The organism is Kitasatospora sp. NPDC004531 (genome assembly GCF_053602195.1).
The window spans coordinates 23,992-40,605 of record NZ_JBSGDD010000014.1 but is presented as its reverse complement, the minus strand read 5'-3'; the positions used below and the strand labels follow the sequence as shown (position 1 = coordinate 40,605).

Annotated in this window: 14 protein-coding genes; 10 read left to right on the top strand and 4 right to left on the bottom strand. The window is 73.6% G+C overall.

Features of this window, described 5'->3' with window-relative positions; translation table 11 throughout:
• The first annotated feature begins 41 nt into the window (after positions 1-41).
• Together ACWEMJ_RS09120 and thpR are read left to right on the top strand one after the other, a co-directional pair.
• Positions 42-1,604, top strand: a complete 1,563-nt coding sequence (locus ACWEMJ_RS09120) for an MFS transporter (protein ID WP_452136328.1) — start codon at positions 42-44, stop codon at positions 1,602-1,604.
• Between the two features lie 50 nt (positions 1,605-1,654).
• The gene (thpR, locus tag ACWEMJ_RS09115; RefSeq protein ID WP_452136327.1) at positions 1,655-2,248 is read left to right on the top strand and encodes an RNA 2',3'-cyclic phosphodiesterase; all 594 of its coding nucleotides are present in this window, start codon (positions 1,655-1,657) and stop codon (positions 2,246-2,248) included.
• 114 nt (positions 2,249-2,362) lie between these two features.
• Here the strand turns inward: thpR and ACWEMJ_RS09110 are convergent, their stop codons facing one another.
• Positions 2,363-4,129: a glycoside hydrolase family 35 protein gene (locus ACWEMJ_RS09110; RefSeq protein WP_452136326.1), complete on the bottom strand. Its 1,767-nt coding sequence runs from the start codon at positions 4,127-4,129 to the stop codon at positions 2,363-2,365.
• Between the two features lie 94 nt (positions 4,130-4,223).
• On the opposite strand from ACWEMJ_RS09110, the gene ACWEMJ_RS09105 reads away from it, so the two are divergent.
• Positions 4,224-5,069, top strand: a complete 846-nt coding sequence (locus ACWEMJ_RS09105; protein ID WP_452136325.1) for an AraC family transcriptional regulator — start codon at positions 4,224-4,226, stop codon at positions 5,067-5,069.
• A gap of 232 nt (positions 5,070-5,301) precedes the next feature.
• The gene (locus ACWEMJ_RS09100) at positions 5,302-6,294 is read left to right on the top strand and encodes an aldo/keto reductase (protein ID WP_452136324.1); all 993 of its coding nucleotides are present in this window, start codon (positions 5,302-5,304) and stop codon (positions 6,292-6,294) included.
• A 24-nt stretch (positions 6,295-6,318) separates the two neighbouring features.
• On the opposite strand, the gene ACWEMJ_RS09095 is transcribed toward ACWEMJ_RS09100, so the two are convergent.
• Positions 6,319-6,780, bottom strand: a complete 462-nt coding sequence (locus tag ACWEMJ_RS09095) for a MarR family winged helix-turn-helix transcriptional regulator (RefSeq protein WP_452136323.1) — start codon at positions 6,778-6,780, stop codon at positions 6,319-6,321.
• A 142-nt stretch (positions 6,781-6,922) separates the two neighbouring features.
• On the opposite strand from ACWEMJ_RS09095, the gene ACWEMJ_RS09090 reads away from it, so the two are divergent.
• Positions 6,923-8,020 (top strand): NAD(P)/FAD-dependent oxidoreductase, encoded by a 1,098-nt coding sequence (locus ACWEMJ_RS09090; protein ID WP_452136322.1) that lies wholly within the window; start codon positions 6,923-6,925, stop codon positions 8,018-8,020.
• A gap of 58 nt (positions 8,021-8,078) precedes the next feature.
• Here ACWEMJ_RS09090 and serC read toward each other — a convergent pair whose 3' ends face one another.
• Both serC and ACWEMJ_RS09080 read right to left on the bottom strand, forming a co-directional pair.
• Positions 8,079-9,203 carry a phosphoserine transaminase gene (gene serC / locus ACWEMJ_RS09085; RefSeq protein ID WP_452136321.1) on the bottom strand — a complete coding sequence of 375 codons (1,125 nt, stop codon included), beginning with the start codon at positions 9,201-9,203 and terminating at the stop codon, positions 8,079-8,081.
• Between the two features lie 182 nt (positions 9,204-9,385).
• Entirely contained in the window at positions 9,386-10,486 is a 1,101-nt protein-coding gene (locus ACWEMJ_RS09080; protein ID WP_380467153.1) for a citrate synthase 2, read from the bottom strand.
• Between the two features lie 394 nt (positions 10,487-10,880).
• Between ACWEMJ_RS09080 and pdxH the strand changes: the two genes are divergently transcribed.
• The 5 genes from pdxH (at position 10,881) to ACWEMJ_RS09055 (ending at position 16,589) form a co-directional block, all read left to right on the top strand.
• Positions 10,881-11,504 carry a pyridoxamine 5'-phosphate oxidase gene (pdxH, locus tag ACWEMJ_RS09075; RefSeq protein ID WP_452136381.1) on the top strand — a complete coding sequence of 208 codons (624 nt, stop codon included), beginning with the start codon at positions 10,881-10,883 and terminating at the stop codon, positions 11,502-11,504.
• Positions 11,505-11,781: 277 nt separating this feature from the next.
• Positions 11,782-11,967: an FxSxx-COOH cyclophane-containing RiPP peptide gene (fxsA, locus tag ACWEMJ_RS09070; RefSeq protein WP_452136320.1), complete on the top strand. Its 186-nt coding sequence runs from the start codon at positions 11,782-11,784 to the stop codon at positions 11,965-11,967.
• Between the two features lie 33 nt (positions 11,968-12,000).
• Complete coding sequence (locus ACWEMJ_RS09065; protein ID WP_452136319.1) at positions 12,001-14,382, top strand: FxsB family cyclophane-forming radical SAM/SPASM peptide maturase; 2,382 nt, start codon at positions 12,001-12,003, stop codon at positions 14,380-14,382.
• On the top strand, positions 14,379-15,236 hold the full coding sequence (locus tag ACWEMJ_RS09060) for an aminoglycoside N(3)-acetyltransferase (RefSeq protein WP_452136318.1): 858 nt from the start codon (positions 14,379-14,381) through the stop codon (positions 15,234-15,236). Before ACWEMJ_RS09065 ends, ACWEMJ_RS09060 begins: the two co-directional genes overlap by 4 nt.
• A 102-nt stretch (positions 15,237-15,338) precedes the next feature.
• Positions 15,339-16,589, top strand: coding sequence for a TIR-like protein FxsC (locus ACWEMJ_RS09055; RefSeq protein ID WP_452136317.1), 1,251 nt, complete (start codon positions 15,339-15,341; stop codon positions 16,587-16,589).
• Positions 16,590-16,614: the final 25 nt, after the last annotated feature.

Here is a 16,614-nt window from a genome sequence, read left to right as displayed (position 1 = left end):
CGACCGCTTCCACGGTCGCGGCGCGTCGAGGGGAGACCACTGTGACACCGCCGGCCGCCCGCGCCGCCGCGATCCGCACCGCGACCATCCGCACCGACTTCCGCACCGACCCCCGACGCATCACCGCCCGACCCGCCGGGCAGCGCACCGACGAACCGTTCACCGACGAAACGGCCGCCGCCGAACCCGCGCCCACCGGCGCCCCCGCCGCGCAGACCCAGGCGCCCGCTCCCACGGGCCTGCCGGGCAGCGGCGACGACGACCCCGAGGAACGCACCGCGGCGGAGCTCCCCGCCGCTTCGCCGGGCCGGTTCACCCGCCCGGGAGGGATGTTCTCGTCCCTGCGCATCCGCAACTACCGGTACTACTTCGCCGGCCAGGTGGTCTCCAACACCGGCACCTGGATGCAGCGCATCGCCCAGGACTGGCTGGTCCTCAGCCTCACCGGCAGCCCCTTCGCGGTCGGCATCACCACCGCCATGCAGTTCCTGCCCATGCTGCTGTTCGGCCTGTGGGGCGGCGTCCTCGCCGACCGGCTGCCCAAGCGCCGCCTGCTGATCGCCACCCAGGGCGCGATGGGCCTGCTCGCCGTCGGCCTCGCCGCGCTCACCATCACCGGCACCGTCACCCCCGTCGCGGTCTACCTGTTCGCGCTGCTGCTCGGCCTCGTCACCGTGGTCGACAACCCGACCCGGCAGGCCTTCGTCAGCGAAATGGTCCCCGCGAAGGACCTCGCCAACGCGGTCAGCCTGAACGCCGCCAACTTCCAGACCGCCCGGCTGGTCGGCCCCGCCGTGGCCGGCGCGCTCATCGCCGCCGTCGGCAGCGGCTGGGCGTTCGCGCTCAACGCGCTGTCCTTCGCCGCGGTCATCGGCGGCCTGCTCGCCATGCGCAGCAGCGAACTGCGCCCCGTCGAGCGGATCGCCCGCGAACGCGGACAGCTCCGCGAAGGCCTGCGCTACGTCCGGGAACGCCCCGAACTGCTCTGGCCGATGGTGCTGGCCGGCTTCATCGGCACCTTCGGGTTCAACTTCCCGACCCTGCTGGCCGGCTTCGCCCACGACACCTTCCACGTCGGCGCCGGCGCGTACGGCCTGCTCAACACCGCGATGGCGGTCGGCTCGCTGACCGGCGCCCTGCTCGCCGCACGGCGCGGCGCGCCCCGGCTGCGCCGCCTGGTCTTCGCGGCGCTGGCCTTCGGCGCGCTGGAGATCACGGCCGCGTTCGCGCCCGGCTACTGGACGTTCGCGCTGCTGCTCACCCTGATCGGCGTCTTCGGCCTGACCTTCAACACCTCCGTCAACGCGGCGCTCCAGCTCGGCACCGACCCCGAGATGCGCGGCCGCGTCATGGGCCTGCTCGTCCTGGTCTTCACCGGCGGCACCCCCATCGGCGCCCCGCTCGTCGGCTGGATCACCGCCCAGTACGGACCCCGCCTCGGCCTGCTCGCCTGCGGACTGGTCTCCGCCGCGGCCGCCGGCGTGGTCGCCCTGGTCCTCGGCCGGATCGGCGGACTGCGCCTGCGCCTCGACCTGCACCCGGTGCGGGCCCGCGGCCGGGTGTTCTCGGTGGTGCAGAAGGACGACCTGGCGACGGCCTGCTGATCGGCTGCGCGGGGCTCCTGCGCAGGCGCGGGGTGGGGGAGGATGACGGGATGAGGCTCTTCGTCGCCGTCACCCCGCCCGCCCGCGCCGTCCAGCAGCTCGCTGCCGCGGCCGCCCCGCTGCGCGACCTGCCCGGGGCGGACCGGCTGCGCTGGAGCGAGAGTGCCGGGTGGCACCTGACACTGGCCTTCCTGGGGGACGTTCCCTCGGACGAAGTGCCGGAACTGTCACGGAAGTTGGCGGGCGTCGCCGCCGAACACCACCCGCACCGGCTGCGCCTGGCCGGCGCGGGCACCTTCGGCGACCGGGTCCTGTGGTGCGGCGTCACCGGCGAGACCGCCGCACTGCGACGGCTCGCCGAAGCGGTCCGCGACGCGCTGGACGTCACGGACGACCACCGCTTCCACCCGCACCTCACGCTGGCCCGTACCCGCGCAAGCGCCGGCGGGCTTCGCGCCCTGGCCGACGCGCTGCACGGCTTCCGGGGGGCGGAGTGGGAGGCGGCGAGCCTCCAGCTGATGCGCAGCGAGACGGGGTTCGGGCCGGCGCGGTACACCGTGATCGAGAGCTGGCGGGTGGGCGGACAAGGAGCGCACCACCAGGGGCGCGGGGAACTGCGCGACAAGCGCACACCACGTCCGTAAGGTCGCGATCACGTGCAGGGCATTGTCCTGCGTCGCGATCTTGCGGACGGGGTGCCTTCCGCTTCGCGCAGTTCCCCGCGCCCCTGGTTGTGCGCTCCCTGGTCTTTGCGTCTGCTAGCCGAGGTCGGGCGACTCGCGGAGTTCGATGCGGGTCGGGGTCGCCTGGCCCAGTTCCAGGAGGGTGAGGGTGTTGGGGCCCTCGTGGAGGAGGGGCTGGGGGCAGTAGAGGGTGACCTGGGGGCCGCGGCGGTCGTAGCGGCCGAGGAGGAAGCCGTTGATCCACAGGTAGCCGTGGTCGCCGTCCGGGACGGCGAGGAAGGTGTCGCCGGTGGCGGTGAGTTCGAAGGTGCCGCGGGCGAGCGTCTCGGGGGCGGCCTCGCCGGGGGCGTACGTCGCGGCGGGCAGCGGGTCGAGCGCCAGCGGCTGGGCGTGCCAGCCGTGGAGGTACTGGCGTTCGTGGCGGAGGCCGGTGATGCCCTTGGTCTCGCCGACCAGCGGGCCGTAGTTGACGCGGCCGAGGGACTCGACGAGCAGGGTGACCCGGTCGCCGCCGCTCGCGGTGACCTCCGCGGGGGCGACGCCGCGTTCGAGGGACGCCGCGTGCTTGCCGTTGATCCGCAGCGCGGCGCGGTCGCGGAGGTTCTCGACGGTGAGCGGTCGGGCGTCGCTGATCGCGGGCACCGTCGTGGTGTAGCGGACCAGGCCGTGTTCGAGCCCGAGTTCCTCGAACAGCGGCGGTACGGGGGAGGCGACGGCGTCCCCGAACGGCAGCTCGGCGAACTCGTCGAGCGTGACGTCCCGCGCGGCCAGCACCGGTGCGGCGGGCGGCAGTTCGGGGGTGCGGTCGTCCAGGTAGTGCACCAGCGAGGGGTTCTCGGCGGCGAACTCGGCGATGACCTGCCGGAAGGCGTCGAACTTGGGGGCGGGCAGGCCGCGTTCGTCGAGGGCGGCGTCGTAGTCGTAGGAGGTGGTGGTCGGCTGGTACGGGGAGTGCGTCCAGTCGGTGGAGTTGAAGGGGGCGTCCTCGTGGTTCGCGCCGGCGGTGGTGCCGAAGTTGGTGCCGCCGTGGGCCATGTAGAGGTTGACGGAGCCGCCGGCGGCGAGGATGCGGCGCAGGGTGTCGGCGGCGTCGTCGGTGCCGCGGGTGTGGTGGGGCTTGGCCCAGTGGTCGAACCAGCCGTTCCAGAACTCCATGCAGAACGGCGGGTCCTCGGGGCGGTGGCGGCGCAGCGTCTCGAAGGAGGCCTCGGGGTTGGAGCCGAAGTTGACGGTGGCCAGGACGCCGGGGACGGTGCCGCCGCCGAGCATGTGGTCCTCGGGGCCGTCGGAGGTGAACAGCGGCACGGTGACGCCGCGTGCGCGCAGGCCGTCGGCGAGGTGCTGGAGGTAGACCTGGTCACTGCCGTGCGAGCCGTACTCGTTCTCGACCTGCACCATCAGCACGGTGCCGCCGGGCCGCCCCCACTGGCGCTCGACCACCTGCGGCAGCAGCGCGTCGAAGAAGGAGTCGACGGCGGCCAGGTACGTCGGGTCGCTGGTGCGGGCGCGGCGGCCGACCCGGGCGGTCAGCCAGGACGGCAGGCCGCCGTTGTCCCACTCGGCGCAGATGTACGGGCCGGGCCGGACGATCGTCCACAGGCCCTGCCGGTGCGCCTCGTCCAGGAACGCGCCGAGCTCGTCCAGGCGCTCGAAGCGGCCGGGCGAGGGCTCGTGCAGGTTCCAGGGCACGTAGGTCTCGACGGTGTTCAGCCCCATCGCGCGCAGCGCGGCGAGGCGGGCGGGCCACTGCTCGGGGCGGGAGCGGAAGTAGTGCATCGCGCCGGACAGGATGCGCAGCGGGCGGCCGTCGAGGCTGAAACCGGTCGAGTCGTAGGTGAGCATGCGTCCTAGCCTGCAAGAAGGCACCGGCCCGGGCCATGGACAAAACGGGGCGGCGTGTTGGACTTGTCCGGGGATCTTTCGCGGACGGAGGACGATGGAGCGCTGGTGGCACTACCTGACGCCCGGGCCGGCGCAGCTGCGCACCGGCCTGGCGTGCCTGGGCGTGGGCCTGCAGCGCGGGCGGCTGCCGGTGGTCGGGCCGCGGGTGCTGGACCGCTGGGTGGCGGTGGTGGTCGGCTCGGGCCGCGGCTGGTACGCGCTGCCGGGCGGGCGCCGGCTGCCGGTGGCGGCGCCGGCGGTGCTGTGGCTGCGGCCGGGGGTGGCGCACCACTACGGGCCGGACGCGGACGGCTGGGCGGAGTCCTTCGTCGACTTCACCGGCGAGGGCACCGCCGGGTACGCCGAGCTGGGCCTGCTGCCGGAGGCCGAGGTGGTGCCGCTGGATTCCGCGGAGGCCGCGCAGCGGGTGATCGCCCGGATCGCCGCGATCTGCCGCCGCGGCGGGCCGACGGCGGGCGCGGAGGCGTCGGCGGCGGTCCACGAGCTGCTGGTGGAGCTGCACCGGCACCGCGCCGACCTGGGGCCGGAGGGCGCGCCGGTGATGGAGCTGCTGCGCCGGGACGCCTGCCTGCCGCTGTCGGTGGCGGACCACGCCCGGCGGGCCGGCATGGGCGTGGAGGAGCTCCGCCGCGCGGTGCGCGCGCAGGGCGCGACCAGCCCCAAGGAGTACCTGCTGACCGTCCGCCTGAACGAGGCCAAACACCTGCTGGCGGCCAGCGGACTGCCTGTCGCGGCGGTGGCCCGCCGGGTCGGCTACCAGGACCCGGCGTACTTCACCCGCCTGTTCACCCGCCGCGTCGGCGTCGCCCCCACGGTCTTCCGGCAGCGCGAGTACCGGGGTGGTGCCCTGCCCGCGAAGCAGGGGCCGGAGCAGGGGTAGGCCGGGCGACCGACTAGTCTCGAAGGGTGGACCCGAAGACCCGTATGCGGATCGTCACCGGCGCGTTCGTCCTGCTGCTCGCCGTAGTGATCATCAGCGCCCTCGTGCAGAAGTAGCCCCGGCCCGGCGCCGAGCGGGCGATTTCGGCCGGTCCGCGGGCGGTCGGTCCGTAGGGTGGGGCGCGACGCGGGCCCGACCGTGGGGTCCGCCGCGACGCAGGGGGCGGAAATTCATGGAGTACACCCGGCTCGGCCGCAGTGGGCTGACGGTGTCCCGGCTGGTGCTCGGCACGATGAACTTCGGCACCGAGACCTCCGAACAGGACAGCCACGCGATCATGGCGCGGGCGCACGAGCACGGCATCAACTTCTTCGACACCGCGAACGTCTACGGCACCCGGCCGGGGGAGACCTCCACCGAGGAGATCATCGGCCGCTGGTTCGCCGGCTCGCCCGAGCGCCGGGACCGGACGGTGCTGGCCACCAAGGTGTTCATCCCGACCGGCGGCCGCCCCAACGAGGGCGGCCTGAGCGCGCTGCACATCCGGCGCGCCTGCGAGGACTCGCTGCGCCGGCTCGGCACCGACCGCATCGATCTCTACCAGATGCACCACATCGACCGGCACACGCCGTGGGACGAGATCTGGGAGGCGTTCGGCGTCCTGCGGCAGCAGGGCAAGGTGCTGTACTTCGGCTCCTCGAACTTCGCCGGCTGGCACCTCGCGCAGGCCCAGGAGGCGGCCCGCGAGCGGCACTTCCTCGGGCTGGTCGCCGAGCAGTCCCGGTACAACCTGATGACCCGCTGGGCGGAGCTGGAGGTGCTGCCTGCCGCCCGGCACTACGGCATCGGCGTGATCCCGTGGGGCCCGCTGAACAGCGGCCTGCTCGGCGGGGTGCTGCGCAAGCGCCGCGAGGGCACGGCGGCGCGCGGCGGCAGCGGGCACTCGGCGGCGGCGCTGGCCGAGCACGCCGGGGTCATCGAGGAGTACGAGAAGCTGTGCGCCGCGGCTGGCGCGGACCCGGCGCACGTCGGGCTGGCCTGGCTGCTGGCCCAGCAGGGCGTCACCGGCCCGATCATCGGACCGCGCACGGTGGCGCAGCTGGACGGTTCGCTGCCCGCCCTCGACCTGGAGCTGGACGCGGCCCTGCTGGCCGAGCTTGACCGGCTGTTCCCGCCGCCCGGCCCGAACGGAGGCGGCCCCGCGCCGGAGGCCTACGCCTGGTAGCGGCTCGTTCCGAGCAGGCCCCGCTCAGGCCCGGTCGGGTTCCACGAAGACCACCGGGGCCTCGTTGTCCAGCACCACCCGGCCGAGCAGCGCGGCCAGCCCCTCGCGCTGCTCGGCGTCCAGGCCGTCGCCGAGGGCGTCGACCCGGCGGCAGGCGTCGGCGTAGAAGCGTTCGGCGAGCGCGCTGCCCACGGGGGTGAGCGCGACCCGGACGGCGCGGCTGTCGCGGGGGTCGTCCTCGCGCCGGACCAGGCCGTGCTGCGCGGTGCGGTCGACCAGCCCGGTGAGCGAGGACTTGGCCAGGTTGAGGGTGACGGAGAGCTCGCCCATGCCGTACGGGCGGGCCATCAGGGCGCACAGCAGCTGCCCCTGTTGCGGGGTCAGGCCCTGCTCGCGGGCGGCCTGCGCGTAGGCGGCGTTCACCAGGAAGGAGGACCGCACCAGGGCCGCGACCAGGCTCATCGGGCCGGCTTCGGGTTTCGCCATCCGGAGAGCGTATCACGGGAAGGCGTGTAGTTCGCGGCGCGAAGTTTCTTTTCGAATGGCCTGGTAATTCGCGCTGCGAACAACTAAGTTCGTGGCACGAACGGAACGCCGTTCGCGTCGGACACCGAAGGGGTGGGGAGTCATGAGTCGTACCGTCGTCGTGATCGGTGGGGGCTACGGGGGCGCTTCGGTCGCCAGGGCGCTGCAGGCCGAGGCCGAGGTGGTGCTGGTCGACCCGCGGGACGCGTTCGTCAACGTGGCCGGCTCGCTGCGGGCGCTGGCCAGGCCCGACTGGGCGGGGAACCTGTTCTTCCCGTACGAGACGCTGCTGACCGAGGGGCGGGTGGTCCGCGACCGGGCGGTCTCGGTCGACCCGAGCGGCGTGACGCTGGCCTCCGGCGAGCACCTGCCCGCCGACTACCTGGTGCTGGCCACCGGCTCCCGGCGCGGCCACCCGGCGCACCCGGCCGCCGACGGCACGGCCGACGCGATCGAGGCCTTCCACGCCTCGCACCGGGAGCTGGCCGGCGCGCGGCGGGTGCTGATCCTCGGCGCCGGGCCGGTCGGCCTGGAGCTGGCCGGGGAGATCAAGGAGGTCTGGCCGGACAAGCGGGTGGTGCTGGTCGACCCGGGCGAGACCCTGCTGCCCGGCTTCCTGCCCGAGGTGCGTGAGGAACTGCACCGGCAGCTGGACGCCCTCGGTGTCGAACTGCGGCTCGGCGCCGCCCTGGTCGAACCGCCGGCCGGCGAGGCCGGCCGGGCCGGGGAGTTCAGCGTCACCACCGTCGCGGGCGAGCGGCTGACCGCCGACCTCTGGTACCGGGCGTACGGCGCCGCCGTCAACGGCGACTACCTGGCCGACGGCAAGCTGACGGGGCGCACCGCGCGCGGCAGGGTCGCCGTCACCGAGCGGCTCAACGTCGAGGGCCACCGGCACGTCTACGCGATCGGCGACCTCGCCGACCTGCCCGAGGCCGACATGGCCGGCTTCGCGATGCAGCACGCCGAGGTGGTGGCGAAGAACATCTCCGCCCAACTGCGCGGCGAACAGCCCGTCGAGACCTACCGTCCGCTCGGCCACCCGCTGATCATGCTGCCGCTCGGCAGCACCGGCGGCGTCGGCCAACTTCCGTCGCCGGACGGCCCGTTCGTCGCACCGGCCGCGATGATCGCCGAGTTCAAGGGCGCCGACCTGTTCACCGCGCGGATGGTCGAGAAGTTCGGCCCCAACGCGGCGTGACGCGCGGGGACGACGAAGGCCCCGGTCCGGGGACCGGGGCCTTCGAAGGACGGGCGGGTCAGTCGTTCAGGTGCTCGACCACGTAGTCGATCGCGCCGGTGAGCTTCTCGACGTCCGCCGGGTCGATCGCCGGGAACATCGCGATGCGCAGCTGGTTGCGGCCCAGCTTGCGGTACGGCTCGGTGTCCACGATGCCGTTGGCGCGCAGCACCTTGGCGACCGCGGCGGCGTCCACCGACTCGTCGAAGTCGATGGTGCCGACGACCTGCGAGCGCTCCTCCGCCTTGGCGACGAACGGCTGCGCGAACGAGGACTTCTCGGCCCAGGAGTACAGGATCGAGGAGGACTCGGCGGTGCGGGCCACCGCCCAGTCCAGGCCGCCCTGGCCGTTCATCCACTCCAGCTGGTCGGCCAGCAGGAAGAGGGTGGACAGCGACGGGGTGTTGTACGTCTGGTCCTTCGAGGAGTTGTCGATCGCGGTCGGCAGGTCGAAGAACGGCGGGATGTACCGGCCGGAGCCGGCGATCTCCGCGGCGCGCTCCAGCGCGGCCGGGGAGAAGGTGGCCAGCCACAGGCCGCCCTCGGAGGCGAAGGACTTCTGCGGGGCGAAGTAGTAGACGTCCGTCTCGCGGATATCGACGGGCAGGCCGCCGGCGCCGGAGGTGGCGTCGACCAGCACCAGCGAGCCGGCGTCCGCGCCCTCGGGGCGGCGGATCGGCATGGCGACACCGGTGGAGGTCTCGTTGTGGGTGAGCGCGTAGACGTCCACCCCCGCCTCGGCGACCGGCAGCGGGTGGGTGCCCGGCTCAGTCTTGATGACGGACGGGTCGGCCAGCCACGGGGCGGCCTGCACGGAGGAGGCGAACTTGGAGGAGAACTCGCCGAAGTTCAGGTGCTGCGACTTCTCGCGCACCAGCCCGAAGGCGGCGATGTCCCAGAACGCGGTGGAGCCGCCGTTGCCGAGCACGACCTGGTAGCCCTCGGGCAGCGAGAACAGGTCGGCGACGCCCTGGCGGACGCGCTTGACGATGTTCTTGACCGGGGCCTGGCGGTGGGAGGTGCCCAGCAGGGAGGTTCCGGTGGCGGCGAGGGCACTCAGGGCCTCGGGGCGCACCTTGGAGGGGCCGCAGCCGAAGCGGCCGTCGTTGGGCAGATTGTCGGCGGGGATCTGAATCTGAGCCACACCCGCACCCTATCGCCCCGAATATCCCGGCCGTACGGCCCGTCCGGCCGCTGAGACGTGATCTTCGTGGAACCGGACAGCGCTCACCGGAGCGCGCGCTGCCCCTGGTCAGGGGTGGTGCGCGCGCCCGGTGGCGGCGTCACGGGCGCTGACGGCCCGTCAGAGATTCACCCGTGCGGGTGTCAGCGGGCGATCTGGTCCCAGCCCTCGATCTCCTGCGGGGTGCGGGAGCCCGGGCCGATGTAGCGGGCGGCCGGGCGGACCAGCCGGCCGGTGCGCTTCTGCTCCAGGATGTGCGCCGACCAGCCGGCGGTGCGGGCGCAGGTGAACATCGAGGTGAACATGTGTGCCGGGACCTCGGCGAAGTCCAGCATGATGGCGGCCCAGAACTCGACGTTGGTGGCCAGCACGCGGTCGGGGCGGCGGTTGTGCAGCTCCTCCAGCGCGGCCTTCTCCAGCGCCTCGGCGATCTCGAAGCGCGGCGCGCCGAGCTCCTTGGCGGTGCGGCGCAGCACCCGGGCGCGCGGGTCCTCGGCGCGGTAGACGCGGTGGCCGAAGCCCATCAGGCGCTCGCCCTTGTCCAGGGCCTTCTTCACGTAGCCGACCGCGTCGCCGGTGCGCTCGATCTCCTCGATCATGCCGAGCACCCGGGACGGCGCGCCGCCGTGCAGCGGGCCGGACATCGCGCCGACCGCGCCGGACAGCGCGGCCGCGACGTCCGCGCCGGTGGAGGCGATCACCCGGGCGGTGAAGGTGGAGGCGTTCATGCCGTGCTCGGCGGCGGACGTCCAGTAGGCGTCGACGGCCTTGACGTGCTTCGGGTCCGGCTCGCCGCGCCAGCGGATCATGAACCGCTCGACGATGGTCTCGGCCTTGTCGATCTCCCGCTGCGGGACCATCGGCAGGCCCTGGCCGCGGGCCGACTGGGCCACGTACGACAGCGCCATCACGGCGGCCCGGGCGAGGTCGTCGCGGGCCTGCTCGGCGGAGATGTCCAGCAGCGGCTTGAGGCCCCAGACCGGGGCGAGCATGGCGAGCGCCGACTGCACGTCGACCCGGATGTCGCCGGAGTGGACCGGGATCGGGAACGGCTCGGCGGCGGGCAGGCCCGGCGCGAACCGGCCGTCCACCAGCAGGCCCCAGACGTGACCGAAGGAGACCTGACCGACCAGGTCCTCGATGTCCACCCCGCGGTAGCGCAGCGCGCCGCCCTCGCGGTCGGGTTCGGCGATCTCGCTCTCGAAGGCGACGACACCCTCAAGGCCGGGTACGAAGTCCGACATGTAGAACGGCTCCTTCAGTGATCCGACACGGCGCGCGGCCGTGGTGGGGCGGCACGCCGGTGACCGATGGTGGTTGGCACTCGGTGTCAGAGTGGCAGGCACGGAGTGCATTGCGCCATACACCACGACGGTGATGTTTCCCCCACGCGCCACTCGAACCCCCGTGGGCCCGGGCATCGCCGGGGGACTTTCCGGGGTGCTTGCGGCGGAAACCGGACGAAACAGCCGGGTGGTGCGGCGCCCCGGGGGCAGCTGCGCGGTGTTTGCGCGGACGGAGCGGCGCTCGACGCTTGTCGTACGGGATGATGTTGGCGTGCCTACCGCGGAACGCCACAGCCACCCGAGCGCCCTGTCCACGCCGGCCGAGGAGCGGCCGCTGCCGGACCTGACCGTGATGCGCAGGCATTACCAGCACGAGGGCCTGTCCGAGGAGCAGTTGGCCGAGGACCCGTTCCGGCAGTTCGCCCGCTGGTTCCACGAGGCCGTCGAGGCCGGCGTGGTCGAGCCCAACGCGATGGTCGTCTCCACCGCCGACGCCGAGGGCCTGCCCTCCTCGCGCACCGTCCTGCTCAAGGGCTACGACCCGCGCGGCTTCGTCTTCTTCACCAACTACGGCTCCCGCAAGGGCGCCGACCTCGCCGCCAACCCCAACGCCTCGCTGCTCTTCCCCTGGATCGGCCTGGCCCGCCAGGTGGTGATCGGCGGCCGGGTCGAGAAGGTCGGCCGGGACGAGACCGCCGCCTACTTCCGCACCCGGCCGCACGGGTCCCAGCTCGGCGCCTGGGCCAGCGAGCAGTCCAGCCCGGTGGCCGGCCGCGAGGTCCTCGAACAGCGCTACGCCGACCTCGCCGCCCGCTACCCCGAGGGCGAGGGCGTCCCCGTCCCGCCGTTCTGGGGCGGCTACCGGGTCGTTCCCCGCACCGTCGAGTTCTGGCAGGGCCGGGAGAACCGGCTGCACGACCGCCTGCGCTTCGTCGCCGAGGGCGAGGGGTGGCGGGTGGAGCGGCTCTGCCCGTGAGCCGCGGGGTCGACGTCAGTTCGAGTCTCGGTCGTTAGCACGGACAGGCGAGCGACGGTACCGCTGAGCGGGTGATTCGCGGTTTTCTGGCGTACCGTCAACTTCCGTGTGACTCAAGGGAAAAGGAGTGACCCGAGGTTTTTGATCAGGGTCGCGCGGGAAGACTTCGGCGCTATGCTGACCCCGGTGTCATGCCGCAGAGAACGACACTGCGGCTTCGGCTTGCGCTTGGCTGCGGCGCTTCCCCAGTCCGCACGCCTCAGTGAAGAAGGACGCCATGACCACTGCACTCGCCGCCGGCCCGGCCGAAGACCTGACCGGGGCCCAGGTCGCTCTTGAGGACGCCACGCTGGCCGACCTCGCCGCACTGGATGCCGAAGACCTCACCGCACAGATCGAGCGGGTACTGCCGGCCGCGGCAGCCCGACAGGTGGCGGTGGCCGCCTTCCAGTCCTCGATCTGATCGGGCGGGTACTGCCGAACCGGTTCGCTCCTCATGTCCGTTCCCGTTCCGTTCAGCCAATTCGTGCTGAAGGTCCACAGTCGCTGTGACCTGGCCTGCGACCACTGCTACGTGTACGAGCACGCGGACACGAGCTGGCGCGGGCGCCCCAGGGCGGCCGCGGACGAGGTGCTGGAACGGGCCGCCGGACGGATCGGCGAGCATGCCGCGGCCCACCGGCTCTCCGCCGTGCACGTGGTACTGCACGGCGGAGAACCGCTGCTGGCCGGCCCGGCCAGACTGCGCCGGGCCGCCGAACTGCTGCGCGCCGCACTGCCGGAGGGCTGCGCGCTCGATCTGCGGATCCACACCAACGGCGTGCTGCTGGACCGCCGGTTCTGCGAGCTCTTCGTCGAGCAGGACATCAAGGTCGGCGTCTCGCTGGACGGCGACCGCGTCGCCAACGACCGGCACCGGAACTTCGCCGACGGCCGCTCCAGCCACGCCAAGGTGCTGGCGGCGCTGGCCCTGCTCCGCGAGCCGCGGTTCCGGCACCTGTACGCCGGACTGCTGTGCACCATCGACGTCGCCAACGACCCGATCGCGGTGTACGAGGCGCTGGTCGCCGAGCGGCCGCCGCGGATCGACTTCCTGCTGCCGCACGCCACTTGGGACAATCCCCCGGCGCGTCCCGAGGGCGCGGGCCCGACGCCGTACGCCGACTGGCTGCTGACGATCCACCGGCACTGGACGGCGCAGGGCCGCCCGGTGCCGGTGCGGATCTTCGACTCGGTGCACCGCACGCTGCGGGGCCGCTCCAGCCTCACCGAGTCGCTCGGGCTGGACCCGGCGGACCTGGTGGTGATCGAGACCGACGGGACGCTGGAGCAGGCCGACTCCCTGAAGACCGCCTACGACGGGGCGCCCGCCACCGGCTTCGACGTGTTCGCGCACAGCCTGGACCAGGTCGCCCGGCACCCGGGGATGCTGGAGCGGCAGTCCGGCCTGGCCGGGCTCGCCGAGCAGTGCCGCGCCTGCCCGGTGGTCAGGTCCTGCGGCGGCGGTCTGTACGCCCACCGATACCGAACCGGCGGGGGCTTCGACCACCCGTCCGTGTACTGCGGGGACCTCTTGAAGCTCATCACCACCATCCGTGACCGGGTCTCGCCCACCGCCGCCGTGCCCGCCCAGGGCCGGGCGCCGCTGTCCGACGAACACCTCGCCGAACTGGCCCGCGGGCTGGGCGGCCCGGCCGCGATCGGCGCCCTCGCCGAGACCCAACTGGGGTTCTCCCGGCGGCTGGTGACCGCCGTCGGGGCGAGCGGCAACAGCCCGGCCTGGCAGCTGCTGGTCGAGACCGACCTGCGCGCGCCCGGCGCGCTGAACCCGGTGCTCGCCCACCCGTACACCCGGGCCTGGGCGGTGCGCAGCCTGGGCGGTGAGCCGGGGGGCGACCTCGGCACGCTGGCCGAGCTGGCCGCCGCCGCCGCGGCCCGCGCCCGGACGGAGTTCGAACTGCAGCTGCCGGTCCGCTCCGGCTGGCTGCACCTGCCGACCCTCGGGCGGCTGCGGCTGGACGGGCGCACCGAGGCGGTGCTGCGCGGCGACGCCGAGGGGCTGCGCTGCGGGGAGCACACCGTCCGCTGGGACCGACCCGGCGACCACCTGTGGCAGCCCGTCCGGCGGGTCGCGCTGCCCGGCTGGACGGTGGCCCTGGAGGACGTCGACCCGCAGCGCGACAGCCACCAGTGGCCCGTCGCGGAGCGCCTGTCGGAGGGCGAATTCCTGGACTGGGCGGGCGCGTTGCGGGAGGCCTGGGAGCTGCTCGGCCGCGACCTGCCGCAGTACGCGGTGGGCCTGGCGGCGGGCCTGGGCACCGTCACCCCGCTGGCTCCCGGGGCGGCCGGGCGCGACATCAGCTCCGCCGCCCGGCAGGCGTTCGGGGCGGTCGGCATCGCCCGGCCGACCACCGCGCCGGTGCTGGCGCTGCTGCTCGCGCACGAGTTCCAGCACGTCAAGCTCGGCGCGGTGCTCGACCAGTACGACCTGTACGACCGGGACGACCAGCAGCTGTACTACGCGCCGTGGCGGCCCGACCCGCGCCCGCTGGAGGGGCTGCTGCAGGGCACCTACGCGCACCTCGCGGTGGCCGCGTACTGGGCCGCGCGGGTGCGGGCCTTCGACGGCATCCGGGGGGACGCCGCCACCACCGCCCGCCTGCAGCTGGCCACCTGGCGGGCGCACACCGCCGACGCGATCGTGACGCTGGCGGACTCCGGCTCGCTCACCCCGCTCGGGATGCGCTTCGCCGAGGGCATGCGCCAGACCCTGGAGCCCTCGCTGGCGGTGCCGGTCGGCGCGGCCACCGAGCGGGCCGCGAAGGAGGCCGTCGTCGCCGGCCGGGCCGCCTGGCGGGACGCGGCGGGCCGGCCGTGACCGCGGTCGGTGCGCGGGCCACCGCCCCGCGCACCGGTGCCGCGGAGCCCGCGCCGACCGGCGGCGCCCGCACCGCGGGCCAACTGGCCGACGACCTGCGGGCGCTGGGCGTGCGGGAGGGCGAGACGCTGCTGGTGCAGTCCTCGCTGCGGGCGCTCGGGCCGGTCGCGGAGGGGGCGCGCGGGGTGGTGAAGGCGCTCATGGCGGCGCTCGGGGCGGACGGCACGCTGGTCGTCTACACCGCTACGCCCGAGAACTCCCGCACCTCCCCGTACTACCGGGCCGCCACGGCCGGGCTCACCCCCGCCGAGCTGGAGCGATACCACGAGCGGATGCCCGCCTGGGACGCCGCGACCACCCCCGCCTCGCCCGCCATGGGGCGGCTCGCGGAGGAGGTCAGGCTGCTGCCCGGCGCGCTGCGCAGCCCGCACCCGCAGACCTCGTTCGCCGCGATCGGCCCCGCCGCCCGGGAGTTGACCGCCGTCCATCCGCTGACCAGCCATCTCGGCGCCCACTCGCCCGCGCACCGGCTGTACCGGGACGGCGCGCGCTGCCTGATGATCGGCGTCCCGGTGTGGTGCTGCACCCCGCTCCACCTGCTGGAGTACTGGCAGCCCGAGGCTCCGACGCAGCTGTACAGCTGCGTGGTGCGCACCCCGGACGGCGGGCGGAAGTGGGAGCGGTTCACCGGCGTCCGGCTGGACGACTCGCACTTCCCGCTGCTGGGCCGCGAGCTGGAGCAGGGCCTGCCGGAGCTGCGGCGCGGCCCGGTGGGGGACGCCGCCTGCTTCCTGATGCCGATTCGCGAGGCGGTCGACTTCGCCGCCAAGTGGTTTCCGAACAGGCCGATATGAAGATCCGTCAGATCAAGGCCCTATTCCATTCGGGCCCTCGCCGTTCCTACACTTGAGTCCCTTTCGGGGAATCAGTGACAGGCGGGCTCGGGGGAGGCGCGTGTGAACAGCCCAGCGGTCCGGGGGAAGGAAACACCGCGGCCGTACTTCTTCCTCAGCTACGCGCACACCCCGAGGGTCGCCTCGCGGGGCGCGGCCGACCCCAACCTGTGGGTCGCGAAGCTGCACCAGGACCTGTGCGAGGCGATCCTGCAGATCACCGACGCACCCGCCGGGCATCCGATCGGCTTCATGGACCGCTCCATGCACCAGGGCCAGAAGTGGGCCGAGCGGCTGTCCCGGGAGCTGGCCACCTGCCGGGTGTTCGTGCCGCTGTACTCGCCGCGGTACTTCAAGTCCGAGGCCTGCGGCCGCGAATGGCACCTGTTCACCCGGCGCTCGGTCTACCAGCGCAGGCCCACCACCGAGCGGATGACCGGCATAGTCCCGGCGCTGTGGGTGCCGATGGACCACTACCCGCTGCCCCGGGTGGCCGGCGAACTGCAGTTCAACCACGACAGTTTCGGCCCGGACTACGCGGCCGAGGGCCTGTACGCGCTGATGAAGATCGCCACCTACAGCTCGCAGTACCACACCGCCGTGTGGCGCCTCGCCCAGCGCATCGTGGACGTCGCCGAACAGACCGTCATCCCGACCGGCCAGGTGCTGGAGTTCGAGTCGCAGCCGTCCGCCTTCGACCCGCCCGAGAGCGCCGACAACGTGCGGATCTCGGTGTTCTCCTACCGGCAGCCCGAACTCCCGCCCAACCGCAGCGCCGCCTGGTACGGCGAGCAGCGCACCGACTGGCAGCCGTTCCGCCCGGACTCCGGCCGGCCGCTCGCCCAGGACGCCGCCGACGTCGCCCGCAGCATGGGATTCCAGCCCACCGTAAGGGAGTTCGAGGAGGAGACGGAACACCTGCTGACCAGTGAACGGCCCTCCGCGCCCTGCGTCCTGCTGGTCGACCGGTGGGCGTTCCTGGACGGGCGGCGGGCCGAGGCGGTGCGGCGGCTCGACCGGCGCAACCTCGGCTCGGTGGCCATCCTCGAACCCTGGAACCGCGACGACCAGCAGAGCCGCGACCACGAACGGATGCTCAACGAGATCGGCGACAGCGTGCTGACCGTCAGCCGCGGCGCCCGCCAACGACCCAGCCTGCGCGACGAAGGCCCGGGCGGCGCGCCCGGCAGCCTGGAGGAGTTCCGCGGCGAGATGGAACGCGCCGTGATGCGCGCCTGCACCGCCCACGAACAGCAGCACCGCGAGCGGCCCGGCGACGGGCCGGCCGACCGCAGACCCAGTATCGGCCCCTGAACGACACCAGCAGGACGCCGGACGG